Source organism: Streptosporangium sp. NBC_01755 (assembly GCF_035917995.1).
In the GTDB taxonomy this organism is placed as follows: domain Bacteria; phylum Actinomycetota; class Actinomycetes; order Streptosporangiales; family Streptosporangiaceae; genus Streptosporangium.
On the sequence record NZ_CP109131.1, the window covers coordinates 7319772 to 7345170 of the forward strand.

The window sequence follows — 25399 nt, forward strand, 5'->3', positions numbered from 1 at the left end:
CGGCGGAGTACAAACTGCGAATGATCACGGAGTACGACGCGGCTCCGGCGGGCGAGAAGGGGGCTATTCTCCGGCGGGAGGGCCTCTACGACTCCAGCATCCAGCTGTGGCGTAAGCAGCGCGATGAAGGCGCTTTGAAGGGCGTGTCCGGAGAAAAGCAGGTCGCGTCGAACGAAGCGGCGAGACAGCGGGCGAAAGAGAAGGCCGAAAGGGAGAGGCTGGAACGGGAGAACGCCCGGCTGAAGAAGAAGCTCACGCAAACCGAGGCCGCCCTGGAGATCGTGGGAAAATGGCACGCGCTCTGTGTGTCACGAACGTTGAGTGGGTCGTTCCGGTAGGTGGGGCGGGCTCGCGAGACGTGTAACCGTATGGAAGATGGAGGTTTTGTGGCCCTCCGAAGCCGCCCTGCGGGGGGAGGCTTCAAAGCACCTCAAGCGGCCTTAGCTGAAGACTGCGGTCGGGAGCGTTGAGGAAAAGGCGCACGCGATGCGTCAGCTGGGGATCGGAAAGGTGAGCTGAGCTCTCCACTGTTGAAGCATCGAAATACAAGCTGGCACCAAAACGGGGGTATAGAGTGCGCCCTCGGATCAGCCTGGCGGAAACCCGTTTACTGGCCAGGCGGTGTCCGGTGTGAAGGTGGCACGAGTCCGATCTGCGGCTTCCATGCGGAACGTGAGAGGGCAGGCCCTGAAACAGCTCCGGAATGGTTGGAGCGAGAGGGAGAGCGTCGAGCGGCAGAAACCGTGAGGCGTTGAGTACCGTTGCAGGGCGTGCAGTCGGACCGGCTCATAGTAGTGATGAAATCCCTGTAATGGGGGTGGAGCGAAGGGGCCGGACCGTTCGGGTGAAGTTCGTTCGGGCAACCAGGGGAGACCTGGGAGGGATCGAGTGGGCAAGCCAATGCCGAATGAGAAACCGTTCGAGATTTCGAAGCGGGAGGTGTGGCAGGCGTACCAGAAAGTCGCGGCCAATAAAGGGGCACCCGGAGTGGACGGGCAGGCTCTGGAGGCGTTCGAGAAGGATCTGAAGAACAATCTGTATCGGATCTGGAACAGGATGTCTTCGGGGACTTACTTTCCACCTCCGGTGCTGGCGGTGCCGATACCGAAGAAAGGCGGGGTCAGGATTCTCGGAATTCCGACGATCGCGGATCGGATTGCGCAGACCGTTGTTGCCCGACGGCTGGAACCTCGTATGGAAGAGATCTTCCATGAGGATTCCTACGGCTATCGAGTGAGACGGTCGGCGATTCAAGCGGTACGGAAATGCCGGGAGCGGTGCTGGAAGTATGACTGGGTAATCGATTTGGATATTCAGAAGTTCTTCGACAGTTGTCCGCACGACCTGATCGTCAAAGCGGTGGAAGCGAATACCGATCAGCGCTGGATCGTGCTGTATGTCAAACGGTGGCTGGTCGCGCCGTTGCAGCACCGGGATGGAACCTTGGAGGCGCGGAACCGGGGAACCCCGCAAGGGTCTGCGGTTTCTCCGTGCCTGGCTAACCTCTTCCTGCACTACGCGTTCGATTCATGGATGGCGCGGGAGTTCCCGTCCGTCCGCTTCGAACGGTATGTGGATGACGTGGTCGTGCATTGCGTCAGCGAGCGCCAGGCGCTTGAGGTGAAAGAGGCGATCGGGAGACGGATAGAGCAGGTAGGGCTGAAACTCCACCCGGACAAGACGAAAATCGTGTACTGCGCGGATAGCAACCGGCGAAACCGTCATACGGACGTCGCGTTCGATTTCCTCGGATACGGGTTTCGTCCTCGGGCGGCGATCAACCCGCGTAACGGGGTGGTGTTCACCTCGTTCGCCCCGGCGATCAGCCGGGACAAGCTGACCGCTAAGGGAGAAGAAGTCCGGGCCTGGCGTCTTCATCTACGGACCGGACACGATCTGGCCGGCCTCGCCGAAGCGATCAATCCGATCGTTCGAGGCTGGATGACGTACTGGGGCCATTTCCATCGGTCCCATATGTATGGCCTGCTGCGGCGCATCAATGCCTACCTGATGCGCTGGGCCCGTAAGAAGTATCGGCGGCTCCGCAACCGGAAGAAGCTCGAAGCGTGGTGGGCGAGGCTCGTGGAAAACGAGCCGACGCTGTTTGCGCACTGGGCTTGGATCACCGGTAGAGGAATCGAGTTCGCTGGACGGTAAGAGCCGTATGAGCCGAGAGGCTCACGTACGGAACTGTGGGAGCCGGGAGGTGCGATTCCTCCCGGCGACCCGACTGGAGATGATGTCCGAGAGCGCGGACTCGGAGAACTCGTGACCGAGCTTCGCGATGAAGCCCGGCAACAACTCGAACCCCGTGTCGGTATTCAGCGATCATGCAAGCTGACCGGCGTTAACCGATCCACGCTGTATCGGCGGCGCGAGCCGAAGAACGGTAAATCGGAAATGGTGAGGCCGTCCCCACCGAACGCGCTGTCCAAAGAAGAAGCCGATGAGCTGATCGGAGTTCTCAATAGCGAGGAGTTCGCGGACAAGTCGCCCCGACAAGTATGGGCGGCACTGCTGGACCGCGGTGTCTACCTGGCGTCGCCCTCCACGATGTACCGGGAGCTGCGGACCCGCGGGCAGGTCCGGGAGCGGCGCGCCCAGGCCCGTCACGAGGCGAAGAAAAAGCCTCAGCTCATCGCCCGCAATCCCAACGAAGTCTGGTCATGGGATATCACGAAGCTCCAGGGACCGGTGCGCGGCCGGTTCTTCGACCTGTACGTGATGATCGACATTTACTCGCGATGCGTGGTGCACTGGGAGCTTCACACCCGTGAATCCGGTGAACTGGCTCAGGTGTTCATCGAGAACGCGATCCGCGCCAATGGCGGCATCGCGCCTAACACCATACATTCCGATCGCGGCACCGCGATGACCTCGATCTCGGTCACCGAACTGCTGTCCGACCTCGGCATCGTCAAATCCCATAGCCGGCCGAAGGTCAGTAACGACAATCCCTACAGCGAGGCGCAGTTTAAGACCATGAATTACTGCCCGGTGTTTCCCGAGAGGTTCGGGTCATTCGCTGACGCTCGTAGTTTCTGCCGACGCTTCTTTGAGTATTACAACCACGAACACTACCATTCCGGGATCGGCCTGCACACGCCGTTCAGCGTGCATATCGGCACCGCTCAGGCCGTCCAGGACAAGCGCGCCACGACCATCGAGCGGTTCCGGGCCGCCAACCCTCATCGGTTCACCCGCACGCCGTCCCTGCCCAAGATCCCCGCCGTCGCGTGGATCAACAAGCCTGACGAAAACCAGGACGACCAGACCGGGGAGGCGGCAGCTTAGCGATTACCGCATCGATGTCCCCTTTGACTTGACACATACCGCCTTCAGCTTCGCATCCAAAGGGACATCTACGGCACCGTTCACAGGCTCGACGCTGACCACCTGAGGCGCGCCGGTGTCCTCGCCGGTTCCATTGTCGCCGTCACTGCCCTCGGGATCGAGATCAAGCTCATCCGCCGCTACCTCAAATGCCTCCCCCTCGCGCTGTCCAGCGATCTGACCGGCGAACGTGTTGTCGATGGTGGTCCGCTCACTGCCGGTCGGCTCATAGATCGACCTGGCGCGGGCTTCCTCGTACGTCGGAAGGCTCGTGATGGGGTCGGGTGACATGAAGGTGAAGCCGTCGACGACCGGTGGCTCGGGAAGTTCGAAGTCCACGGTGAGGATGGGCGGGTGCGTCTGCCCCTTGCACTCCTCCAGCGGCGTGGTCCGGCAGCCGCCGGCGTCCTCGGAGCGGTAGCGCCGCCAGTTACGCAACTCGGACTCGTTGCCGACGGTGAGCCGGATGCCGTAGTTGGTGGCGCCGTTGACCCACTCCTGAACAATGCCATTGAGGGAGTGGGTCAAGTCCCAGGCGTAGTTCATGGAGCCGGTGCAGTCTTCGCTGTAGGCGCCGAACTCGGTGTCCGCGCCCGTGTTGGAGACCGTCGGCTGGGTGTTCCAGGTCAGCTCCAGGTCATCCCAGAACGAGGTGATCCGCCGGGCCGTGATGCCGGAGCCGACCGAGATGCCGCACTCGTTGGACTGGTAGTTCCACAGGTGCATGTCGGCGTTTTGCACCGTGCTGCCCGCGAACTCGGCGGGGATGTTCGGGAACTGGAGATAGCCGCGCCAGCGCTTGGCGATGTTGCTGGCGTACGACTTGCCGACCACGATCTGGTCCTGGTTGAAGGTGTTCCAGCTTTCCTGGTAGTCGACGTGGTTGATCCAGGTGTCCATGCCGCCGTCCACCTCGACGAGGGTGGTGTCGATCGGCGTGAAGCCCTTACCGTCGGCGTTCTTGACGCGGATCGGCTGGGTATGCATTTCCATCCGGACCGTCTTGCCGTCCGGGTTGGCGTAGAAGGTGGCGCGTTCCGAGCGCATCGACTTGATCTCGACGCGCCGGTTGTCCTTCTTGGCCTGCGCCAGCGCTTTGCCGGTGGGTGCGGCAGGGGCGCTCGACGGCGTTGTGGGGGTGGGAGTGGGCTCTTGGGCGATCGCGGGCACGCTCATCAGCGAGATCGGCAGCGTCAGAGCCACGAGCAGGGCAGCGCGGCGGCGCGTCCGGATGGATAAGCCCGACGCTGTTCGTGATGCGTTCACTTCAGTCTTTCGAACATATGTGGCAAAACGAAGTGATCATCACATATGTCACGATCTAAGTAAAGATCCTTTTCGGTAACGTGAAAGGTGGTTTCCGTGAGCACCGGGTGCGTGGAGCGAGTAAGGGGGCGACGTGGCTACTAGCAGCTACTGGCCGAGGTCGGTGAGTTTTCCATGATGCTTGCTGAGCGCGGCTGTGAATCGCCCTGGATTGAGCTGGGCGGGCGTGACCCATGTTGTCGACCGCTCGGAGGCGAGTTGCCGTGCCGAAGATCCTTTGTGCTTGTCCAGCCGAGGACGCGGCGGAGGAAAAGAAGATCCGTAAGCTGGTCGGGGCGTGGCATGTGCCCGGAAGCTGGATCCAGCGGGCCCGCGTCATCACGTTGAACTGGGACGGACTGAGAGTCCCGGCGATTGCCGCCGCACGGTGGCTTCGCATTCAGGCTGGAGAGGTTCATGGCACGCCTGCTCAACGTGCCGAACATCCGCGAGGTCACCTCTTTCCCCGAGACCTGCACCGGCTCGCTTCCTGAACAACGCCGGTGAAGCTCTCGCGGTGCGCCTGCGAGAAGGAGTCTGCGCCGCCAGTCGGTAGCTGAAGTTCGGCTTCGCTCATCTGGGCCAATAGGTCCTGGGCGTTTCTGGCTTCGATGGGGCAGGGGGCGCTGGCGAGCCAGAGTGGGAAGGCCCAGTAGCGGCGGGCCCAGCGGCGCCAGAGGATGACCCAGCCGGGGTAGCGGGCCTCCAGGTCGCGGGCCAAGTCGGTGGCGCTGTCCGTGCTCGCGGCGTGGGGGGGCGGTACGCACGGGGGCCGCTCCGCGACGGCGGCGGCCTCTGGGGCGGAGAGGCTCGTTTGCCGGGGTGACCATGGGAACCGTCGCTTTCCGTCGTAGTTGGGGTGGGGAGGCCGGCGTCCCGGACGAGGATGGGATCAGGTCCGTGGACGCCGGCCCCCTGTACGGTCCGCGCCTGGTGCGGGGGAGTCGGCGTGGACCGGCTCCGGGGTCAGCGGGGATCGGGGGGATCCCGTCTGCCCGGAGGTCGGGGAGGTCGGGGTCGGGCGGGCAGGTCAAATCAGACGGCGGTGCCGAGTTGGCCGGTGCCGCACAGCCGGGTCCATTGGGTGCCGCAGTGGCCGTGGGTGAGTTCGGTGACGATGCGCAGGCCCCGGCCGCCGAGTTCGAGGTCGTCGAGGCGCTCGGGAATGGGTGGGGGGCGGTGTAGGAGGTGTTCGATCAGGGTGGTTCCGGCTCCGGCGTCGACGACCTCGGTTCTGACCGGCAGGCCCTGGTCGTGCAGGAGGCGGAGCTCGTAGGGTCCGGGACGGGAACGTGCTCGATGAGCATCGTTGCTCCTAACGGGTGGGAACGGAGGCAGTCCTGCGATCAAGCCTGCCGGGGCGTAGCGTGACTCAATCGCTACGGAGCGTGCTGTGTGGCTATCGTTATGCGAGACTTCCTTAATCCGTAACCGCTCGTTGATGAGAAATCCCAAATTCATGGCTGAGGTGTCGGCCAGAATTCTGGAGAAGTCATCCCAATAACGGACATAGAGGTGACGAAATGCGGTACAGCCTGTCGGTCCGCGGCCGCCGACTATTGCGAGAACTACGCGCCATTCGCGAGTCATGCGGCCTTTCACCTGAACAGGTGGCCAAGCGGCTCGGCTGGTCCCGCTCGAAGATCTACCGGGTCGAAAACGGGGAAAGCCGCCTCATCCTCGAAGATCTCGAACTGCTTCTCAATGTCTACGGCGTCCCCTCTCCACAGGCCGAAGCGCTCGGAAAACTCTGCCGGGAGGCATGGAAGCGCGGCTGGTGGCTGGCCTACAGCGACATGTACAAGGGCGGGTCGTACTTCGTCCTGGAAGACGACGCCTCAGTGATCACCTTCGTTGTCCACAACATCCCTGGCCTGCTGCAAACACCCGACTACGCCCATGCCCTGATCGCAGCGACCCTGCTGGACGGTTCCGAGCAGGAGATACGCCGACGAGTCGAAGCGCGGATCACCCGGCACCGACTTCTCACCCGTGCCGAACCGCCTCAGATAACCGCCATCCTCGACGAAGCCATCCTGTGGCGACAGATCGGCGGCACCCAGATCGCCCGTACCCAACTCGACCACCTGATCGACGTCGCCGCGCACCCGGCGGTCACCCTTCAGATCATCCCTCTCGCCGCAGGCGGTCACCCCGGCTTGGACGGTGAATTCACCATCCTGGACTTTCCCGACAAAGAAGACCCACCCGTGGCCTATCAGGAAGGTTTTTGCGGAGATATCTTCGTGGAAGCACCCGATGACGTCGCCCGGTATTACCGGGCCGCCGAGACCGCACGCGGCAAAGCCCTCGCCCCCGACGAGTCGGTGACGCTGATCAAGGACGTGAGGAAGGCGATTCAATGACCGACGAGCAGGATTGGATCACCAGCAGCTATAGCGGCAGCGGTCAGCAGTGCGTCCAGATGAAATCAACCTCGTCCGGGATCGCCATCCGCGACTCCAAGAACCCGAATGGTCCCAGGCTGCTGTGCCCCCCCGACGCCTGGAAATCCCTGGTGACCGAAGCACGGAACGGCTCCTACGACCTGCCCGGACACCTCCCCGAAACAGGGGCTCACCTGCCCAAACCGGTAGCCGGAGACCTCGACCTGGCCACAGCCGAGTGGTTGCCCACTCCCAACCCGGGCGATCTCCGCCTGTCGATCGCGTTCGTTGACGATCACATTGCGATGCGTCTCCTCCCTACGGCGGAGACGCTCGTGTTCACCCCCGGAGAGTGGAACGCGTGGTTGTCCGGAGCCAGGGACGGCGAATTCGACCACCTCACCTGAACTGTCTGAACACGACCAGTGCCTGTTCGGGATTCGGATCATGAGGTTGCGGATTCTCCTGCGTGGTGTCCTCCGGCCCTGTCGGTCCGCAGGGTATGGCGCGTGTTGACCTCACCGACGATGAGTGAGCCTTGATCGAGCCACACCTGCCGCCGAGGGCCGGTCCCCGTGCCATGCTTCATGCCGTCATACCTGCCACTCGTCGTCGCGCAGCAGCTCGATCGTGCCGCCGTCGTGCCCGATCCCGGTGACGGTGACGTCGGGGCCGCCCACCATGAAGTCGACGTGCACGCTGGAGACATTGACCCCGGCCTCGGCGCGCGCCGCGGCGTCCAGGGTGCGCAGGTGTGCGGGCACGCCGGGCGGCAGCCCCGCCCCCCAGGCCAGGTGGCAGGTGGCATTCTCGTCAAGCAGCGTCTCAAGGTAGGTGACGCCCGACTGCCCGACGGGGGAGGAGCCGTCCACGAGCGCCGGCTCGCCCAGCCTGGCCGCGCCCGGGTCGGTGGCCTGATGGGTGCGCACCACATCCGCACCGGAACCAGCGCGTACGGCTGATCGCCACTGATCTCGGCTGGACCGCCGGGGACGGGCCGGAGATCCACTACTCGGGTTATCGGGACGGTTGGCGATCTTTGCCGCTACGCCGCTGGCAGGCCCCTGCGCCGGACGCGTAGCCGCTCGGCCGAGCATCAGGGGGTCAACGGTGAGCGCGGGACGACCAGGCCGAGACCGCACACGAGCTGAGAGGGAGCTGGTCAGTTTCCGATCAGGTCGCGACGGCGGAAAGTGGTCATCCCGGCTGTGGCGAGTGCTGCGGCGAGCGCGCCGAGCCACAGCAGCGGTGTGGCTTCCAGCTCTTCGCGGGGTGCCTGCGGCAGATGGGCGTAAGGAGACAGGCTCTGCATCCACTCGGGTAGCTGGAGGACCTCGCCCAGCTGTCCGAGCAGGGCGAAGGCGATCAGCGCCGCCCAGGCGAGTGCGGTCAGCCGGGGAAGCATGCCGTACAGCAGCATCGCCAGTCCGGCCACCACCCAGACCGCGGGCAGCTGCACCCACGCCGCTGCGGCCAGGCGGAGCATCTGCTCGCCCGCGTCGCCGGTGCGCGCCCCGTGGGCCAGCCCGATGGCGAGCCCGCCGGCGGTGAGGATCACCGCAGCGCCGGCGAAGGCCATGATCAGGTGGCCGAGTGTCCAGCGGGTGCGCGACACGGCTGTGGCAAGCACCGTCTCGGTGCGCAGTGCGGCCTCCTCGGTCTGCAGTCGCAGCATGGCCTGGACGGCGAAGCCGCCTGCGACCAGGCCCATCATCCCCAGCACGGTGGCCAGGAAGGTGTCGGTCAGCGCGCCCTCCCCGCCCAGCTGGTCCAGGATGGCGGCGAGCTGTGGGTTGTCTCGCAGGATCTGTCCTGCGCTTTGCGCCAGTGTCCCGAACAGCGTCCCCATGACGGCGAAGCCGACGGTCCAGGCGAGCACGCCACCACGGTGCAGGCGCCAGGCCAGGCCTAGCGGGCTTTCCAGGTACGGCGGGGCGTCGGCAGGCCCATGCCGGGGTGGCAGCGCTCCGGCGCCCAGGTCTCGACGCCTGGTCAGCGCCGCGGCGATGGCGACCAGCGCCAGCCCGGTGAGGGTGGCGAGGCCGAGTACCCACCAGCGCTCGTCGGCGAAGGCCCGCACCCGCTGTGCCCAGCCGAGCGGCGAGGCCCACGACAGCGCGTCGATCTGCGCGGCATCGCCCCCGGCACGCAGCAGAAAGGCCAGACCGAGCACCGCGACCGCGAGGCCGTTGGCGGTGCGGGCGTGCTCGGTCAGTTGCGCCGTGACCGAGGCGACGCCGGCGAAGAGCCACCCGGTGCAGGCGATGCCGAGCCCGAAGGCGAGCGCGCCTGAGACGGGCAGGCCCTGTCCGGCCAATGCGGCTGTGAGCAGCAGGCCGATCAGCAGGTTCGCGCCTGCGGCCACGACGAGAGCGGCGGCCGGAAGGGCGTGCCGGCCGATGGCGCATGCGCCGATGAGTTCGGCCCGGCCGCTCTCCTCTTCTGCGCGGGTGTGCCGGGTGATCAGCAGCAGGTTCATCAGCGCGGTCAGGACAGTGGTGATCGTGGTGGCTCGCCAGGCGGTCAGCCCGCCGACCGAGGTCGAGTCGTAGACCGGGCCGGTGATCGCCTGCAGGGCGGGGGTGGAGCCGATGGTGACGCCCAGGGCGACCCGCTGCGCCATGCCGGGATACAGCTCGGCGATGGCCGAGGCAGTACCCGCGACGGCACCGACGATGAGGAGGATCCACACCGGGAGCAGGAGGCGGTCACGGCGCAGCGCCAGCCGTACCAGCGCCGGCGTGCCGGTCATGGGGTGACCTGGTAGTGCCGCAGGAACAGCTCCTCCAGGGTGGCCGGCCGGCAGGTCAGGCCGCGCACGCCCGCATCGGTGAGCAGTGGCAGCACCTCGCGGAGCCGGTCGGGCTCGACCTCGAAGGTGATCCGGGAGCCGTCGACGGCCAGGTTGTGCGCGCCGGGCACGCACTCTGGGACGCGGTCGAGCTCGGCGGTCACCGTTGTCCTGGTGAGATGCCGCAGCTGGGCCAGGGTGCCGCTTTCCACGATGTGTCCGGCGCGGATGATGCTCACCCGGTCGCAGAGGGCTTCGACCTCGGACAGGATGTGGCTGGACAGCAGGACCGTGCGGCCGTTGCCGCGTTCCTCGGTGATGCACTCGCGGAAGGCGGCTTCCATGAGTGGGTCGAGTCCGGCGGTCGGCTCGTCCAGGAGCAGCAGTTCGACGTCGGAGGCGAGCGCGGCGATGAGGGCGACCTTCTGCCGATTGCCCTTGGAGTAGGCGCGGCCCTTCTTGGTCGGGTCCAGGTCGAAGCGCTCCAGCAGAGTCTGTTTGCGCCCTCGGTCGAGCCCGCCGCGCAGCCGTCCGAGCAGGTCGATGGCTTCGCCGCCGGACAGGGTCGGCCACAGGACGACGTCGCCGGGCACGTAGGCGAGCCGCTTGTGCAGCTCGACCGCGTCGTGCCAGGGGTGGCCGCCAAGCAGTTCGGCGTGGCCGGAGTCGGCACGCAGCAGGCCGAGGAGGATGCGCAAGGTGGTGGTCTTGCCCGCGCCGTTGGGGCCGAGGAAGCCGTGGACCTCGCCGGTGGCCACGGCCAGGTCGAGGTCGTCCAGGGCGCGGACGGCGCCAAAGGATTTGGTGAGGCCGCTGACGAGCACGGCAGGGTTGCCCAGCATGGGCGCCTCCCTGAAGCCGATCCGATATGACGTTGCCGACCAGGCTTCCCGGCGCTCCATCACTGACGTTAACAGCCCCGGATCCGGCGCACCAGAGGCTCCCTTACGGCTTTCGCACAGGGAGCCGGGGCGGCTGCCACCGCCAGATCGAGTTGCCGTTGGGCGACAGGCCCTTGCGCCAGAGAGCGGCGAGCATCAAGCGGAGCATCGGCACGACGAGGCGGTTGGCGGCAGGCGAGGTGGCGCGGGCGCCGTCCTTGCGGGCCCCGCGGACGGTGGCCTGGGTACGCGGGCGGCGTTCGGTGTCGTAGCGGCGCAGGGCTGCGGCCAGGACTACGGCGTCTTCGATCGACTGGCCGGCACCCTGGCTGCGGTCGGGGCTCATGGCGTGGGCGGCGTCGCCGAGCAGCGCCACCCGGCCATGGACGTAGGTGGGCAGCGGGTCCAGGTCGTGGATGTCGATATGGATGACCGCCTCGGGAGGTTGACGGCCAGCGGAGTGACGTCGATGCCCAGGACGGGAACCCCCATCCGGGTGAGCGCCACGGTCAGCCTTCCGGGTCCCGAACCGACATCAAGGGTGGGTCCGCCGCATCGGGCCAGGATGTGCTCATCGCCCTCGATCGGTCGCAGCCAGCGCTCAGAGGCGAGCGGCTGGACGCGGCCGTCGGCATACTCGATGTCCACGCTTCCTCCTCTCAGAGAATCCTCATAGAAGGCGCCGATCACGCGATTTTCCCGCTCCCACGGAAAACACTGGAAAACTCATTGAGTCGTACGATATTTCCTCTGAATACCGCGTACCCGGAATGTAATTCCGGCGAATTGTTAAGATGACTATCGGCGATCATGGTCTGACGTTACTCTGGCAGGAAAAGGCGCAATACCGTATAACGGTTGGCCGCGGAGGCATCGTCGTAGCCCTCTTCGGCCACGTAATCGGAAAGATAACCGAGGACGGGGGCACGGGAGGTGAGCAAATACGGAAGATAGGCGAGCCCCACCACCGCTCCGGCGGACAGCAGGACGACGGCGACGACTCCGACACGGCGCCGCACCGATACCGCTTCCCTGGCCAGGATCCCGGACAGCGCCCCCGGTACGGTTGCCGCGGGCAGGAACTTGGCGGCCGTCGCCGCCCCGAGCAGCGCACCACGGACGTGGGCTCGGCGGCTTCCTGCAGTCAGCGCGATGACGGTGAGCGGCACCAGGTACGTCCCACGGCCACTCGGCAGTTTACGCAGGGCCGAAACCGCTGCGGCGAGAGGGGGCCGAGTAGCGGCCAGGTCACCATGGACAGCGGCGGCGGTATCGGCGTGTCGACGAAGGTGTTGGTCGCCAGCAGTGCGAGCCGGGTGACGCGGGAGGAGCGCTGCGCGGTGAGAATGAGGGCCACGGGGCCGCAAGTCGTGACCGACCACGGTCACCTCGTCCGCGCCCAGGGCGCGGTGTACCGGTCCGGTACCTCTTGGAGTCGTCCCACCCGAGCGTCCTCGCGATATCAGCAGTAGATCCTGTGGGTTAAGCGTTCGGTTCGGTCCGGGTGGACCGCTTCGTCGCCGACGTGGCTCCGCAGGCGCGACAGAAACCGTGGCCAGCGGCAAGAATGGCGATCTCGACACGGGTTTCCTTGCGGATGTCGTCGAGTTCGGGGGGAAGGCCCCGCTCTTGGTCTGCCGCAGCTCACTGGGCAGATCCAAGAGCGGGCCGGTCCACAGTGTTCAGCCCTTGATGTAGCGTCGGAGTGGCTGCGCTATCAGCAGCCCGGACGGGACGCGACGAGGGAACTTGTCAGCACGGCGAAAAGGAAACTGAACGCCGAACAGAAGGCCCTCATCGAGTTTTTCGGCATGACCGACTGAGCCTGGATCCACCGAGCCGATTCTGAACTGAAGATCCTGAAATGAGAGGAGGTGCCCTCCGACCTGGGATGATGGGAGTTCTTCAGGCTTCCGCCACCTTGATCGAGAGGACACCTCTCAAGTGCAATTGTTCCACGACTCTGCCAAAACCCATGCGATCTTCGATGAGGAGCGTGTAGTCGCGTACGGCGGGCTGGGGCCGGTGATGCGGCTGGCCGAGCGGTGCGGCCTGAGCGACCTGGCAGGCGAGCACGTCACCCCCACCGGCCGAGACGGCGTGAACCCGGCGGCGAAGATCGGCTCGATCGTAGCCGGGATGGCCTGCGGGGCCGACAGCATCGATGATCTGGACGCACTGCGCCACGGCGGCATGGACACGTTGTTTACCGGTATCCGCGCACCGTCCACGCTGGGATCGTTCCTGCGGTGCCTGGCCTGGGGCAACGTCCGGCAGATCGAGAAAGTGGCCCGCCTGCTGCCGGCCCGGCCGGCCGCCCATACGCCGTTGCTGCCCGGCGCGGACGTGCTCGCCTTCCTCGATGTGGACTCGATGCAACGACGTACCTACGGCTACAAGAAGCAAGGATCGGGGTTCGGCCACACCAAGATCGGCGGCAAGGGCGTGCTGGTGCGCGAGCTGAACGTGCTGGCCTCCACACTGTCCACACCGCTGGCCGCCCCGGTGGTGACCGGCACCCGGCTGCGCGGCGGAAGCGCGAACTCCGCCCGCGGCGCGGCCTGGTTCGTGCGTGAGTCGATCGGCGCGGCACGATCAGCGGGCGCGAGCGCCACCCTGATGATGCGCGGGGACTCGGCGTTCTACACCGCAGGCGTGATCAACGCCTGCCACACGAACGACGTGCGCTTCTCCGTCACCGCCAAAATGGACCCCAAGATCAAAGCCGCGATCGCGGCGATCGACGAAACCGCCTGGACAGCGATCAAATACCCCAACGCCATCTTCGACGAACAAGCAGGGGGCTGGATCTCCGACGCCGAGATCGCGGAGGTCGCCTACACGGCATTCGCCGCGAAGAAGGGCCAGGCCATCACCGCCCGGCTGATCGTGCGCCGGGTCAAACGGCTCAACTCGCAGACCGGGCTCCGGCCAGAGGAACCGTTCCCGCTCTACCGCTATCACGCGATCTTCACCGACAGTCCGTACGCCCTCGGGCAGGCCGAGGAACAACACCGTGATCACGCGGTCATCGAGCAGGTCAACGCGGACTTGATCGACGGGCCATTAGCGCACCTGCCCTCGGGCGTGTTCACCGCCAACGCCGCCTGGCTGACCTTGGCGGCGATCTGCCACAACCTGCTGCGCGCGGCCGGCTGCCTGGCCGGAACCTTTCACGCCAAGGCGCGCGGCGCCACCCTGCGCCGCCATCTCATCGGCGTGCCCGCCCGCATCGCCCGGCACGGCCGGGGCCACCTCACCCTGCATCTTCCCCGGTATTGGCACTGGCGGCACGCATGGATGAACCTCTTCCAAGCCGTCCACCGGCTGCCACCGATCCGCGCGGCTTGACCCGTCCCCGCCCTGCCACCACTCTTCCCTCGACCTCCACGGTCACCCGCGCCCTCGCGCACGAACCCCGCCCCCGAGCCCGTGAACGCCTGGACAATCCGTGACCCGCGCACGGCGGGTTCTCCACACCCCAAATCAGACCCCCGTCAGGCAAAACGGTCCTGGTGAAGGAATCGAACCGAAGAATGATCACCAGAATTCACGCCGTGGATCCAGGCTCAGTATCCCTCCGGCTCGCCATCGCGGCCTTCATCGTCGAGTCGTTTATGAGGGCCTGGCGCAACGGCTGGCGGCCATGGCGCTGGGGCCGGCGTAACCCCTGAAACTCCCCCGGTAGGGCCAGCCTTCCCCGGCCGGTCAGCCCCTGCCTGACCCTGCCCTACCGGGGGCTCCACACCAAAACGCGAGAAGGCCGTGGCTTCACGCGCGACAACTTGAAGGAGGTCATGTTGTCTTCGGCATGTCCCAAATGCGGTGGAACTAGCGTTTGGACGGACAGCGAGGGAAATCCGAGGATCTGTACCCATTCTTCGCATCCGCCGATTCGGCGCCCCAACAGCAGGTCAGGAGGCTCCCGTGCCGTTTCCGATTGACGCCGCCCTACTCGACCTTCCAGGTAGTGGCCGAATCGGTGTACTGACCGGCGGCAGCTCCCGCGAGCGCGCCCGGTCGCTCCTTTCAGGAGGCCGCCCATGCGTCGTTGACCCGGCAGGGCTTTTTCGCTGTCCTGATCGACACGGCCGTGCCCAACTTCCTCGACCGTCTGCGCGAGGTAGATGTGGCCTTCCTGGCCATCGCCGGGCAGTACGCCGAAGACGGCAAGCTCCAAGGACTACTGGAGCACAGAGGCATCCCCTACACGGGGTCCGGAGTGCTGGCCAGCGCCCTGGCGATGCACAAAACCGCAGCTAAGAGAACGGTGAGTGCTCACGGCGTGAACGTTCTGCCTGGGCGCGATATCGACGACAGGGAGCCCGCCGAGCTGACTGCCAAGATTTTGGCGGACTCCCTGAACCTGCCGATCATGATCAAGCCGGTGTCGGAGGGCGGCTCCATCGACATGCACGTGGGTCACACCGAGCACGATCTTACCGGCCTGATCGAGGAGCTGCGAACGAGTGGGCAGGCCCTGTTCGCCGAGCAGTACTGTCCGGGCCGCTCGGTCACCCTGGGCGTGCTGGCCGACGGCGATGACCTGCAGACACTACCGGCCCTGGAGACACGGCCCACCGGCGAGTTCTACGACTACCCGACGAAGAACAACCCCGCGATGTTCTCCAACCACTGCCCTGCGGACCTGACCGCGAGCACGAGCGCACTGATCTAGGTGTGGTCTTGTCCGGGGGGAACGTCGACTGGTCGACGTTCAGGACGCTGATCGGCCGCACCGACATAAGGAGAGACGATGGGTTGCCTGGCGTGCGAGCAGACGACGACGGGAGGTCGCGAGCAGACGCTTCATGACGGCGTCGCCGTCTACACCCAGTACATGACCCCGGACCTCATCGAGGCCATCGCCTACCAGGGCGCTGACCCGGCCGACGACCTCCGGTGGGCCGAGTCCGGAGCCAGCACCCGCACCGAGTACGGGACCTGGGCCCGGCACTGCTGCGGGATGGCCGGCCTCCAGATGGTCCTCGACCACCGTGATGGTCACGCGCCGCCGATGCTGGAGCTACTACGCGGCTGTGTGCCCTATGGCGGCTACGTCGAAGACGGTCAGGGCGCGATCAAGGGCCTGTACTACCAGCCGTTCGCCGACTACGCCCGCGCCGAGCACGGCCTGGACGCGACCGTTCACCCGCACCTGACTATGCAGGAGGTCCCCGACCTGCTGGTGGCCGGAAATCTGGTGATGGTCTCGGTCCACAAGGAAATCCGGCGCCCTGACCGGCCCGCCCCCGGCCAGGGCGGGCACCTGGTGCTCGTCACCGGCTATGACCACGGCACCGTGCACTTTCTCAACCCGTCCGGCCACACGCCGAACGCCCGGCGGGCCACGCTGCCCGCCGAGGTGTTCGGCTCCTTTTTCGGCGGTCGAGGCATCACCCTGGTCCTGGGGTAGTGCTGCGGGGTGAACACCCATCCCGATCTTCGCGCTGTCCGATCCGGCGTCACGGCCGAAGATCTCACATATGCATATCTCGGCGGAGCGCTCCGGCTCGTCCTGATAGCCGATCATCCATAACGCGACCATGCATTTCGGATCGTCGGTCGCCCTGGCACGCATTTCGATCAGCCCGTACTGCGAGGTGTAGAGCCGGACGTTGCGCTGGGCCTCACGCACGATGGCTTTGGAACCGCGCCCATGCTGGCCGATCCTGTTCCCCGCCGACCCGGCGAAGACGCCGGTCTGCAGCGACGACACGCGGAGCGGTCCCTCAAGCTCGGGCGCCCAGGGCGGCGGACCGACCGCCGAAGAACGGGCCGAGCGGGAACAGGTACGGCTGCGTGCCGCCGATCTGTCCGGCTAAGAGGGCGTGCGCATGGCCGACTGTACGATCTCTTCCAGGTGTTCGCTGTGCGCGCCGCGCCAGTAGATCTGGCCGCATTCCGAGCATCGGCCGTAGACGTCGTAGGAACGCTTGGTCCCGGGCTCCAGCAGGCGGTCGATCTCGTGTTTTTCGACGGGTATCAACTCCCCGTTGCAGGCCGTGCAGCGGGTCCACGGCCGCAGCGGTGGCGCGAATCGCTCCAGCAGGTCGCGGAGCTGATCATTCGCCTTGATGCCTCGTACGTAGGCGCCGAGCCAGAGCGCCCGGCGGCAGAGCAGGCCGTGGTCCTGGGTCAGCAGCACGCGGCGTTCCCGGTTCGCCTCGACGACCAGGGAGGGGTCGTCCATGTCGTTGTGGTAGGTCGCGTCCACGCCCAGCAGCCGGAGCCGTCGCGCGAGGGTGCCCAGATGGACGTCGAGCAGGAACCTGGGCGCGTGCTGTCCCGGTTCGAGTGGCACTCGCTGGGGACGGGGCACGGCGTGAACATGGATCACGTCACCGGCGGCGGGCTGGTAGGACGGGCCGACCTCCGCGCCTTCGACGGTCAAGGGCCCCACCTCCGGCAGCGGAATGCCAAGCGACTCCACGACGTGTCCCAGCGTCGATGTCCCGTCGGGCGCCACCCGCTGCCACTCGCCTCGCCGGCGCGCGGGCAGGAACAGTAGCAGCTCGGCGGCGATACGCAGGCGGATGTCAGATTCGCTCACACTGTCAGCATGCCATCCTCCGCAGGCGCTTCGAGGCTGTGGTGCGGGACGGGTGACGGCCGGACCTGGGCCTGCGGGTCTCACGTGGCGACCAGGCTTGCGTGATCTATGCCGGTGTCGACGGTGAACGCGGGTGTATGGCCAGTGCGGCCAGCTCCGCTGCCTGTTCGGGGTGGAGCGGGGGCAGCGCGGTCAGCAGGCGCAGGTAGATGATGCCCAGTACGGCCTCGGTGGCCAGTGCGACGCTCGGCAGGTTCAGCCGATCTTCTCGCTGGGCTCTTTCCATGATGGGTGCCAAGGATGCCTGCTGGTGCCGATGGGCTTGCGACAGGGCCTTTCCCAGGGCGTCGTCGGCCGCGAAATGCGGTGCGAGTTGTCTGATCAACTCTCCGGCGAGAGTGGTCGTCAGCACGGTGATCTTTTTGCGGAGCAGGGTTTCCAGGGCGGCGGCGACGTCGTCGGTCTTCTCGGTGGTCTCGCTCACCTGGGCGAAGGCCATGTCCACCGCGTCGGAGATCAGCGGGGCGATGTCGGGCCAGCGTCGGTACACGGTGGGGCGGCCCACGCCCGCGCGGCGCGCGATGGCCTCGATGGTCGTCTTGCCCAGCCCGTTCTCCGCGACGATTTCGAGCGTGGCCCGCAGGATGCGCTGAGAGGCGTCACTGTCGAGGGGTCTGCCGCCGCGCGGCCGGTCGATGTCACGCATGGGCTTATCTTCTCACCTAGATACGTTACGATACGCAGACGTAACGGATTGGGATGAGAGGAGCGTGTCATGCCCCTGGCGTTGATCACAGGAGGGTCGCGCGGAGTGGGTGCCGCGCTGGCGCACGAGCTGGCACGGCGCGGATATCGGCTGCTGCTGTGCGGCAGGGACGCCGATGCCCTGGCCCGTGTCGCGGCCGCCCTGCCGCAGGTCACGGCAGTCCCGTGCGATCTCGCCGATGTGACGCAACTGCGTCTTCTCACCGAGGCGGCGACCCGCCTGGGCGAGCTGTCGCTGCTGGTCAACAATGCCGCTGTCCAGGACGTCTACGAACTCGGAGATCTGACACCGGACCAGGGCTGCGATCGCATCAGCCGGGAGATCGCGATCAACCTGACCGGCCCCCTGCAGTTGACGGCGCACTGCCTGCCGTTGCTACGGGCCCGGCCGGGCTCTCGGATCGTCAACGTGACCTCGGGGCTGGCCATCGCGCCCAAGCGCGGTGCCGCGGTGTACTGTGCGACGAAATCGGGCCTGCGCACCTTCACCCGGAGCCTGCGCTACCAGGAACAGGCCGCGGCATCGGGAGTCGCGGTCACCGAGGCGATGCTGCCGCTCATCGACACCGACATGACCGCGGGCCGCGGCAGGGGAAAGATCAGCCCGCAGGACGCCGCCCGGGCCATCGCCCGCGCCATCGACCGAAATCGCGACCACGTCTATGTGGGCAGGATCAGGCTGCTCAACGCGCTGCACCGGGTGAGTCCGCGGCTGAGCTACCGGGTGACGCGCGACGGGTAGCACCGCCTTTCGTGACCTGTTCGAAGACCAGGTTTCCTGCGCCCCTGCCTCGGGTGGTCATTCAATCCAGTCGGCGGCGATGAGGATGCGGTATCCGCTGAGGCTCGGTGTCGGCAAAACAACAGCATGCTTTCGGCCGCCCTGGTCGATGATGCCTACGTTTTCCTCGTCGATGACCCCGGCGAAAACGGGGGAGTGACCGTTCGCCGTGCGGGCCACGCGCCGGTTGATGACCCGATGAAAATCCTTGGAGTTCTCCCAGAACTGCAGCAGGGCGCCGGGCAGTAGCCCGCCGTCGGTCAATCGGGCTATGGACGCGTTGATGTAGTCGTCGGGCGCCTCGTCGCCGGGTGGCGGACTCGCGTCCAGGTGGAAGTCGCCGGCCAGGCCGGTGAGCACGAGCGCGCCAGGCCCGCCCCGGCCCAGCACCCGGTCGGGGAAGTTGCGTGTGACGTCGTTCTTGGCGAAATCCCTGGACTGCCAGACGAGGTAGGCGGTGTGGCCGAGCGACAGCCGGGTGCGATGGCACGAGGATCCGCGCACGTTCGTGGCCGGCATGAGCGTGGGAAAGAACGCGTTCAGGAAAGGCAGGAACCACCTCGCGTAGCTTCCGGGCAGTTGGGGATCGGGCCGGCCGCCGATCAGAAGCGCTCCCGGGCTCCACCCGCCCTTGGGTTTCGGCAGGAACCCGGCGGCATCCCTCAGGTGCGTTCCGAAGGGGTTCCGGTAGGGCTGCATCGCCAGGTCGACGATCTGGAGGATCCTCGCGTCGAAGCGCAGCCGCTCGTCCTCGTCGGTGATCTCATTTGACCGTACGTCGTTGAGCCGGCCTCCCGCGATGCGGTTGTCGACGAGAGCGCGGATCACTCGGCGCATGGACACAAAGGTGCATCGCCAGTTCCTCCCCTCCCCCCTGAGCGCGTGAGTGACCGGGTACGGCCCGTCGGTCATGATGTGGTTCATTAGGCGGCGGATGACGATGTGCACGCGGTCCCCCGCCAGATCGACGTCCAGCGGATCATCGGTCCCCGGCCGCTGCCAGCACTCGATCTTCCTTCCCTCCGCGTCCTCTTCGGCCGCGCCGGACAGCCAGCGCACCCGGACGACAGCGTTCGCCACCCCCGGCGCCAGCGACACCGAGAACCGGGTCCGTGCCCCCGGCGGCAGCGGGTGGAACAGCAGGCCGTTGGCGGCCAGGCGCTGGCCGAGGACGTTGCCGTCCCGGTCGCGAAGCCGTACCTGCTGGAAAGGGAAGAGGATGGAGCAGTCCGGCTGGGCCAGCCAGATCCGGGTGAACTTCAGCAGGCCATATCTCGGCCCGGAGGTCACGGGTGCTGGGAGCGGGTCGACGAGGTGTCCGGTCTGCCCGGCCAGTTGGTAGACGCGGCGGGCGGGGATCGCGGCGTTCGCCGGATGCGCCGGATGCAGCCTCCCGGCCCCGGCGGGCGCGGCCAGGTCGAACGCGCTGTCCTTCCCGTCGTACGGGGCGACCAGGGCCGCCGCGCTCACAGAGATGAGGAACCTGTTGTCGGCGCCGACGACGAATTCCGGCATCCATCCGGCCGCCGCGTCGTCTCCGGACGCCGTCGGGGAACGCCGGTTCACGCGCAGGCGCGGGCCCCACTCGCCGCGGAGGAACGCCACGATCCGCGCCCGGTGCTCCGCGGAGAGCGCGCAGCCGGGGCCGGGGGGCGCCTCGTCCGGGGCGAGCAGCGGCAGCGCGTCGAACAGGAACGCCGCGGGGATACGGACGGTGCCATACCACATGCGGCTCGGTCTGGCCTCATCGTCCGTGCCGGTCAGCGCGTTGATCTGCCGCTTGAGCCGGGGGTCGGCGAGATCACCGGAGTCGACCAGCAGCAGGCCGGTCGTGGTCCAGTTCGGGTACGCCTCCCGGGTCACCTGGCCGGGAGTGGGCACCACCCCGCCCTGATCCGCCAGAAAGAGCACCCGCCCGGGAAACAGCGGCCGGCACCGCAGCGGCCCTGCGCCGGCGCGCACCCGCCCGCGCAGCAGCAGCGACTGCGGGTACGGGGCGGACACGGTGGGCGTGGGGGAGTAGGGCGCGTCGGTGACGGTCAGGTCGCCGTCCACCAGCCGGGTGTCAATGACGAAACGGGCGAAACGGCGTACGGGGGCTCGTCTGGGCTTTGTGCCGCGTCTACTCAGGACGGTGGCGGTGAGCTGGTTCAGGCCGGTGCTGGTCACTAGGGCACCATCCTTCTCACAGGCCCCCATATGGTGCTTGTTGGTGGAACCCGGCGGGAGCCGGGGTGACGGCCTGTCATGGCTGTTCCTCCATGCGCAGGCGCAGGTAGCCCTCTTCGAGCACGGCCGCGTCCACCGGCAGCAGCGCCTGCTGGGTGGCCGCGACGATGGGGTCGTCGCGCCAGGACGTCTCGCCGTCGCGCCGTGCCCAGCTCTGTGCCCCGCCGAGCAGCGAGCTGATCGGCAGGCGCACCTGGTCGGCGTCCACCAGTACGGGGCCGGCACGGAACGATGGCATGATCCGCGCCAGCGCGGGGGCCGTCCAGTCCCGGAGCAGCTCGATCGACTTGCGCGGCAGGATCCCGCTGGTGGCGTGGACTTTCGCGGCGGCGTCCAGCAGCAGCGTGAGCCGTACGGTCTGGCCGGGGCGCAGCCAGATCGTGCCGGATCGCAGCATCGGCGACTCCAGGCGCCGGGTTCCGGCGGGCTTTCCCGCCAGGTCGCCGCGGCGGGCGCCGCTGTCCACGGCGGACGCGGAGATCGACGGGTCGAGTGTCCACAACCGGCGGTAGTCGTCGTCGACGACGAATCCGTAAAGGCCGTCGTCGATCCGGGTGAGCGCGCCCAGCCGTACCGGGAACGTGCTCGCCGCGAGGCGGCGCCAGGCGGCGCGGCGGGCCTCGGGCATGGCGGGGAAGGATTCGCCCACGATGTCGAGCCGCAGCGTGGCGCGGACGAGCGCGACCGGGCGGGCGACGAGCTGGGCCAGGTGCTCGCCGCGCCCCGGCCAGGCCACGGTCTGCCCGGTGGTCTCGATCACCCGTAGCAGCGCCCGCAGCGGGGTGTCGGTGCGGGGCGTGGCGTCGGCGCGTTCGGCGGTGTCGGCGTCGAGCAGGCCGCGGGCGAGCGCCGTCAGGTGCCGCCGTTCCGGTTCCGTCCAGCCGGGGGCCAGGCCGATGGGGCCCCGGTCGCCCGGCGGGCCCTCCCACACGACCGCGTCGGCGATCGGGTCGTGCCGGAGCTGGCCGAGGGGGACACCGCCCGGGTCGAAGAACTCCACCGCGTCGTCGGCGTGGTCGGCCAGCAGCCAGCCCGCGACCGGATTCGGTGGCTTGGCGAGGGTGGGATCCGTGTTCGCCTCGACGCTGTCGTCGGCCGCGTCGACCAGCCGCACCATCAGCCGGGACGGCGGGTTGAGGCGCGGGCGCAGGGTCAGCGCGTTCCCGGGACCTTGCAGGCCCCGGCCGGTCACGGGGGCGCCGGCGGCGAGCAGATCGACGGAGCGGCCGAACGCGTCGACGGCGCGCAACCGCGGCAGGCGGGCCTGACCGGCGCGCAGCAGCAGCGCGGGACCGGTCGGCTCCGGCGGGATCCCGTCCCGGGTGACAGTGTCGGCGTAGCCGAGCAGAGCTGCGCGCAGGTCGCCGAGCGCGGCGCTCAGGAAGTCGGTGTACCCGGCTTCCGCGGCCAGCCGCCGCAGCGCTGCCTGGTCCTGTTCGCCGAGCCTGCCTTGGCCGTCCCGGTCCAGGACGTCCTCGGCCGCGCAGAAGGCGGACACGGCGGAAGCCAGGGACCTGGCGGTGGCCGGGGTGAGCAGGGACCGGTTGGTGACAACCTGGGGGACGGCGTCCGGTCCGGTGACTCCGGTGAAGTCGAGTTCGTCCAGGGTCCAGCCGCCCAGCTCGGGGCTGAGCGTGGTCTCCGCCTGCCATTCCAGGTAGAGGGGGACCCAGGGCTGCCGCTGCCAGATGGTGATCCCGGCGGGGGAGCCGGTGACGCCGTCGTACAGGGAGTAGCGCAGGAGCGGCGCGGCTTCGGCCGGGCGGGCCAGCCAGGCGAGGAACAGGGCGTGCTGGGTCTCCATCGCCGTGCGCGCCGCCGCGAAGTCGACATCGATCCGGTTGAGCAGGCGTTCGTCGAAGGAGGTGAACGGGTCCTGGGTCGCGGCCTCGACGACGAGGTCGGCCGCTTCGCGGGGAATCTCCCCGTGGGCGGGCACCTCGGTGAGCAGCCGCCGCCCGTCGATGCCGGCGATCGTGCGTACGGTGTCGCCGGTGAGGCGGCAGGCCAGCCGGTCGTCGAGGGAGAACCGGCCGTCGTGGCCGTGCCGCAGGCACCGGCGCAGGCCGCGCACCAGCACCACCGGGTCCTGCGGCTGGTACAGGCGGGGCAACGGGATGGTGCGGTCGCCGACGCGGCGAGGGTCGGGCGGCGGGCTGATCCTGGCCGGCTGGGTGCGCGCCGCCAGCAGGTCGGCGGCCTGCGCGCCGGTTCCGGTGAAGGCCAGCCGCACCTGCCCGGCCGGGAACCTGGCGCGCAGCTCGTCCGTCGCCGGGGTCGGCTGCTCCGGGTCGCGCATGACCTCGAACGGGTCGCCGAGGATCGTCTTCTCGGTGCGTTCCCCGCCGGGCGCGGCGTCGAAGGCCCGGGCGTGCAGTTCCTCGGCCAGGCGGGTGACCCCGGTCGGCTCGATGAGGGCGTCGGTGACGCCGTACGCGAACGCGGCGTACCGTACCTCGGCCGCAGGGTCGGCCAGGCGGTCGGCGATGAGCGCGGCGGCCGCGTCGACCGAGGTGGCGCCGACGCTCACGGCCAGGGTCGCTGCGTCCGGCCGGTCGTCGGGGAGCGGGTTCGTGGTGTCCGGGTCACGGGGCACACCGTAGACGACGCCGTGGTAGACCGACTGGCGGGGCCACCAGGGGCGCGGGTCGGAGACGATCGGCGCGTCCGGGGCGGCCAGGCCGTCGGGGCGGGCGGGCGTGTGCTGCTCGACCGCCGTCGCCGGCAGCACGCCGAGCCGTACGGCGGCAGACACGGCGCGGGCGGCCCGCTCGCGGGCGGCGGCGATTCGTTCCGGCGACAGCGCCCAGCCGAACCACGCGAGCAACGTCTCGGGGTCCTCGGCGTCCCGCAGCGGGTCGAGCCCGGGCTGGGAGTACCAGCCGGTGACCACATAGGTCAGCGGCCCCATCGGGGTCTGCCCCGGGAGCCAGGGGTCGTGGAAGCCGAACCGGTTCGCCACGTTGTCGTACACGGCGGCCCAGCCGGGCTCGCCGCCCGCCACGGCCGTGAGCTGACCGGCGGGTATGTGCGGGTGCGTGAACGGCGGGTTTCCTGGTCCAGGCTCGCGCCAGGCGGCCAGGTCGGTGACGTTGGCCCGGTCGGCCTCCACGACCCAGGAGCGAACCGCGCGCGGTGGCTGCTCGCTGAGCCGGGTCACCAGCCAGCGATCCGGCAGCGGCCGGTACGTGCCGTCGGCCCGGGTCGTCGTGAGCCCGTCAGGCAGTGCCCAGTGCAGGTGCACGCCCGGCGCCCGGGGGGTGGCCAGATCGGTGAACGGCGGCGTGCTCGCCGGTCCCTTGAACGTGTCCGTGTTCAGCGCGAGCGTGGTCACATCGGCGATCGGGACGTGGTCGGCGGCACCGCCCGCGTGCCCCGGCCGTACGACGAGCGCCCGCACGTCGACCGGGACGAGCAGCCGGAGCGCCGGCGCGATGGTGCCGCGGGTGCGTGCCACGCCGCGGACCAGGGCGTCGCGGACGCCAAGCGCGTACGCGGGATGGAAGACGGTGTCCTCGGTCACGCCTCCTCCTCGAAGGCCGCGCCGAGGTCGGCGAGGGTGATCGACGGCCGGAAGGCGGTGCCGGGTTCCGGCGGGCCGGTGAAGTCCTGGCGGAACGGGAACTGCAGGAGGCGGCGGGCCAGCGGCGCGGCCTCGGTGGCGTGCAGCAGCTCGGCGAGCGCCACCATGTCCACGACCCCGCCCCCGCCAGGACGGAACGGGACGGGCCCGGCGGCGGGCTGTCCGTCACGGCCGGGCACGGCGTACCGGCCGCCGGCCGCGGCGTTGAAGCCGAACTGCACACCCTGGTGGGGTTCCTCCAGCGTGACCGTGTCGGGCAGCCCGTCGAACATGGCCAGCAGCACGGCGGGCGCCAGCCGCTCCAGCCGGACCGTGGGCACGGCCGAGCCGTCGCGCGAGGCCCTGACCTGCAGGCCCGGCCAGCCGGACACCAGCCGGGAGCGCAGCAGGAAGCCGGTCACCGGCATGTCGGCCGCGCCGTCGAGCACCTGCCCCGGCCGGACTCGACTGTGGCGGTCGTTGCGTTCCGCGCGGTCCACGGTGTCGCGGAGCTCGGCGTGCCGGCCCCGCAGGTGCGCCCGTTCCCGCGCGTCGGCGGCGACGCTGAGCGCGCCGTCGCAGGCCGCGTCGGTCCAGTTGCGGTCCAGGAAGAAGAACCGGATCGACTCGGGTGGCGGCAGCAGCGCGTCGTCCACCACCAGGTACGGGAATGGCACGCCGATCAGCAGCCGCAGCCGGGCCAGCCAGGAGACCACCTGGCCAGGCGGCGGTTCCGGCCGGACCTGGGCGGCGGCGTCGCGGAGCGTCGCGAGGGCCGAGGCCGAGGGAAACAGGTCCGCGTCGCTCACCGG

The 25399-nt window shown here is 68.1% G+C and carries 24 protein-coding genes; 11 read left to right on the top strand and 13 right to left on the bottom strand.

What is annotated here, in order from left to right:
- Positions 1-20: 20 nt before the first annotated feature.
- The 3 genes from OG884_RS33770 to OG884_RS33780 all read left to right on the top strand — a co-directional run bounded on the left by OG884_RS33770 (position 21) and on the right by OG884_RS33780 (position 3294).
- Positions 21-338 carry a hypothetical protein gene (locus OG884_RS33770; RefSeq protein ID WP_326639649.1) on the top strand — a complete coding sequence of 106 codons (318 nt, stop codon included), beginning with the start codon at positions 21-23 and terminating at the stop codon, positions 336-338.
- Between the two features lie 550 nt (positions 339-888).
- Positions 889-2157, top strand: coding sequence for a group II intron reverse transcriptase/maturase (ltrA, locus tag OG884_RS33775; protein WP_326639650.1), 1269 nt, complete (start codon positions 889-891; stop codon positions 2155-2157).
- A 111-nt stretch (positions 2158-2268) separates the two neighbouring features.
- On the top strand, positions 2269-3294 hold the full coding sequence (locus OG884_RS33780; RefSeq protein ID WP_326639651.1) for an IS3 family transposase: 1026 nt from the start codon (positions 2269-2271) through the stop codon (positions 3292-3294).
- Positions 3295-3297: 3 nt separating this feature from the next.
- On the opposite strand, the gene OG884_RS33785 is transcribed toward OG884_RS33780, so the two are convergent.
- Positions 3298-4536 carry a DNRLRE domain-containing protein gene (locus OG884_RS33785; RefSeq protein WP_326639653.1) on the bottom strand — a complete coding sequence of 413 codons (1239 nt, stop codon included), beginning with the start codon at positions 4534-4536 and terminating at the stop codon, positions 3298-3300.
- Positions 4537-5055: 519 nt separating this feature from the next.
- Here OG884_RS33785 and OG884_RS33790 point away from each other — a divergent pair.
- On the top strand, positions 5056-5145 hold the full coding sequence (locus OG884_RS33790; protein ID WP_326639655.1) for a hypothetical protein: 90 nt from the start codon (positions 5056-5058) through the stop codon (positions 5143-5145).
- A 528-nt stretch (positions 5146-5673) separates the two neighbouring features.
- Here the strand turns inward: OG884_RS33790 and OG884_RS33795 are convergent.
- Positions 5674-5988: a hypothetical protein gene (locus OG884_RS33795; RefSeq protein ID WP_326639656.1), complete on the bottom strand. Its 315-nt coding sequence runs from the start codon at positions 5986-5988 to the stop codon at positions 5674-5676.
- 173 nt (positions 5989-6161) lie between these two features.
- Between OG884_RS33795 and OG884_RS33800 the strand changes: the two genes are divergently transcribed.
- Both OG884_RS33800 and OG884_RS33805 read left to right on the top strand, forming a co-directional pair.
- Complete coding sequence (locus OG884_RS33800) at positions 6162-7004, top strand: helix-turn-helix domain-containing protein (RefSeq protein WP_326639657.1); 843 nt, start codon at positions 6162-6164, stop codon at positions 7002-7004.
- Positions 7001-7432, top strand: coding sequence for a DUF397 domain-containing protein (locus OG884_RS33805; RefSeq protein ID WP_326639660.1), 432 nt, complete (start codon positions 7001-7003; stop codon positions 7430-7432). The genes OG884_RS33800 and OG884_RS33805 overlap by 4 nt, the downstream gene beginning before the upstream one ends.
- 186 nt (positions 7433-7618) lie before the next feature.
- Here OG884_RS33805 and OG884_RS33810 read toward each other — a convergent pair whose 3' ends face one another.
- From OG884_RS33810 to OG884_RS33835, 6 genes are all read right to left on the bottom strand, one after another.
- The gene (locus OG884_RS33810; RefSeq protein WP_326639663.1) at positions 7619-8122 is read right to left on the bottom strand and encodes an aminopeptidase; all 504 of its coding nucleotides are present in this window, start codon (positions 8120-8122) and stop codon (positions 7619-7621) included.
- Positions 8123-8187: 65 nt separating this feature from the next.
- Complete coding sequence (locus OG884_RS33815) at positions 8188-9777, bottom strand: ABC transporter permease (protein ID WP_326639665.1); 1590 nt, start codon at positions 9775-9777, stop codon at positions 8188-8190.
- Entirely contained in the window at positions 9774-10658 is an 885-nt protein-coding gene (locus OG884_RS33820; RefSeq protein WP_326639666.1) for an ABC transporter ATP-binding protein, read from the bottom strand. Before OG884_RS33820 ends, OG884_RS33815 begins: the two co-directional genes overlap by 4 nt.
- Before the next feature lie 103 nt (positions 10659-10761).
- Complete coding sequence (locus OG884_RS33825) at positions 10762-11073, bottom strand: FAD-dependent monooxygenase (protein WP_326639667.1); 312 nt, start codon at positions 11071-11073, stop codon at positions 10762-10764.
- Positions 11040-11345: a hypothetical protein gene (locus tag OG884_RS33830; protein WP_326639669.1), complete on the bottom strand. Its 306-nt coding sequence runs from the start codon at positions 11343-11345 to the stop codon at positions 11040-11042. Before OG884_RS33830 ends, OG884_RS33825 begins: the two co-directional genes overlap by 34 nt.
- Positions 11346-11518: 173 nt before the next feature.
- Positions 11519-11866 carry a hypothetical protein gene (locus tag OG884_RS33835; protein WP_326639671.1) on the bottom strand — a complete coding sequence of 116 codons (348 nt, stop codon included), beginning with the start codon at positions 11864-11866 and terminating at the stop codon, positions 11519-11521.
- Positions 11867-12641: 775 nt separating this feature from the next.
- On the opposite strand from OG884_RS33835, the gene OG884_RS33840 reads away from it, so the two are divergent.
- The 4 genes from OG884_RS33840 to OG884_RS33855 all read left to right on the top strand — a co-directional run bounded on the left by OG884_RS33840 (position 12642) and on the right by OG884_RS33855 (position 16522).
- Positions 12642-14048: an IS1380 family transposase gene (locus tag OG884_RS33840; RefSeq protein ID WP_326639673.1), complete on the top strand. Its 1407-nt coding sequence runs from the start codon at positions 12642-12644 to the stop codon at positions 14046-14048.
- A gap of 700 nt (positions 14049-14748) precedes the next feature.
- A complete protein-coding gene (locus OG884_RS33845; protein ID WP_326639675.1) occupies positions 14749-15375 on the top strand; it encodes a D-alanine--D-alanine ligase family protein in 627 nt (208 codons plus the stop codon).
- Positions 15376-15453: 78 nt separating this feature from the next.
- Positions 15454-16113, top strand: coding sequence for a C39 family peptidase (locus tag OG884_RS33850; protein ID WP_326639676.1), 660 nt, complete (start codon positions 15454-15456; stop codon positions 16111-16113).
- A 229-nt stretch (positions 16114-16342) separates the two neighbouring features.
- On the top strand, positions 16343-16522 hold the full coding sequence (locus tag OG884_RS33855; RefSeq protein WP_326639677.1) for a hypothetical protein: 180 nt from the start codon (positions 16343-16345) through the stop codon (positions 16520-16522).
- On the opposite strand, the gene OG884_RS33860 is transcribed toward OG884_RS33855, so the two are convergent.
- Together OG884_RS33860 and OG884_RS33865 are read right to left on the bottom strand one after the other, a co-directional pair.
- The gene (locus OG884_RS33860) at positions 16519-17250 is read right to left on the bottom strand and encodes a Mut7-C RNAse domain-containing protein (protein WP_326639679.1); all 732 of its coding nucleotides are present in this window, start codon (positions 17248-17250) and stop codon (positions 16519-16521) included. The two genes, OG884_RS33855 and OG884_RS33860, sit on opposite strands and share 4 nt — an antisense overlap.
- Positions 17251-17356: 106 nt before the next feature.
- The gene (locus OG884_RS33865; RefSeq protein WP_326639681.1) at positions 17357-17956 is read right to left on the bottom strand and encodes a TetR/AcrR family transcriptional regulator; all 600 of its coding nucleotides are present in this window, start codon (positions 17954-17956) and stop codon (positions 17357-17359) included.
- A 69-nt stretch (positions 17957-18025) separates the two neighbouring features.
- On the opposite strand from OG884_RS33865, the gene OG884_RS33870 reads away from it, so the two are divergent.
- Entirely contained in the window at positions 18026-18757 is a 732-nt protein-coding gene (locus tag OG884_RS33870) for an SDR family NAD(P)-dependent oxidoreductase (protein ID WP_326639683.1), read from the top strand.
- Positions 18758-18814: 57 nt separating this feature from the next.
- Here the strand turns inward: OG884_RS33870 and OG884_RS33875 are convergent, their stop codons facing one another.
- The 3 genes from OG884_RS33875 to OG884_RS33885 form a co-directional block, all read right to left on the bottom strand.
- The gene (locus OG884_RS33875) at positions 18815-20965 is read right to left on the bottom strand and encodes a hypothetical protein (RefSeq protein WP_326639685.1); all 2151 of its coding nucleotides are present in this window, start codon (positions 20963-20965) and stop codon (positions 18815-18817) included.
- Between the two features lie 76 nt (positions 20966-21041).
- Entirely contained in the window at positions 21042-24548 is a 3507-nt protein-coding gene (locus OG884_RS33880; protein WP_326639687.1) for a hypothetical protein, read from the bottom strand.
- A complete protein-coding gene (locus OG884_RS33885; protein WP_326639689.1) occupies positions 24545-25396 on the bottom strand; it encodes a hypothetical protein in 852 nt (283 codons plus the stop codon). Before OG884_RS33885 ends, OG884_RS33880 begins: the two co-directional genes overlap by 4 nt.
- Positions 25397-25399: the final 3 nt, after the last annotated feature.

Excerpts from the sequence above, each read along its gene's own strand:
- OG884_RS33820 (WP_326639666.1), bottom strand. The coding sequence starts at position 10,658 with ATGCTGGGCAACCCTGCCGTGCTCGTCAGCGGCCTCACCAAATCCTTT.
- OG884_RS33770 (WP_326639649.1), top strand. The coding sequence starts at position 21 with ATGATCACGGAGTACGACGCGGCTCCGGCGGGCGAGAAGGGGGCTATT.
- OG884_RS33850 (WP_326639676.1), top strand. The coding sequence starts at position 15,454 with ATGGGTTGCCTGGCGTGCGAGCAGACGACGACGGGAGGTCGCGAGCAG.
- OG884_RS33805 (WP_326639660.1), top strand. The coding sequence starts at position 7,001 with ATGACCGACGAGCAGGATTGGATCACCAGCAGCTATAGCGGCAGCGGT.
- OG884_RS33815 (WP_326639665.1), bottom strand. The coding sequence starts at position 9,777 with ATGACCGGCACGCCGGCGCTGGTACGGCTGGCGCTGCGCCGTGACCGC.
- OG884_RS33810 (WP_326639663.1), bottom strand. The coding sequence starts at position 8,122 with ATGCTCGGCCGAGCGGCTACGCGTCCGGCGCAGGGGCCTGCCAGCGGC.
- OG884_RS33800 (WP_326639657.1), top strand. The coding sequence starts at position 6,162 with ATGCGGTACAGCCTGTCGGTCCGCGGCCGCCGACTATTGCGAGAACTA.
- OG884_RS33865 (WP_326639681.1), bottom strand. The coding sequence starts at position 17,956 with ATGCGTGACATCGACCGGCCGCGCGGCGGCAGACCCCTCGACAGTGAC.
- OG884_RS33790 (WP_326639655.1), top strand. The coding sequence starts at position 5,056 with ATGGCACGCCTGCTCAACGTGCCGAACATCCGCGAGGTCACCTCTTTC.
- OG884_RS33870 (WP_326639683.1), top strand. The coding sequence starts at position 18,026 with ATGCCCCTGGCGTTGATCACAGGAGGGTCGCGCGGAGTGGGTGCCGCG.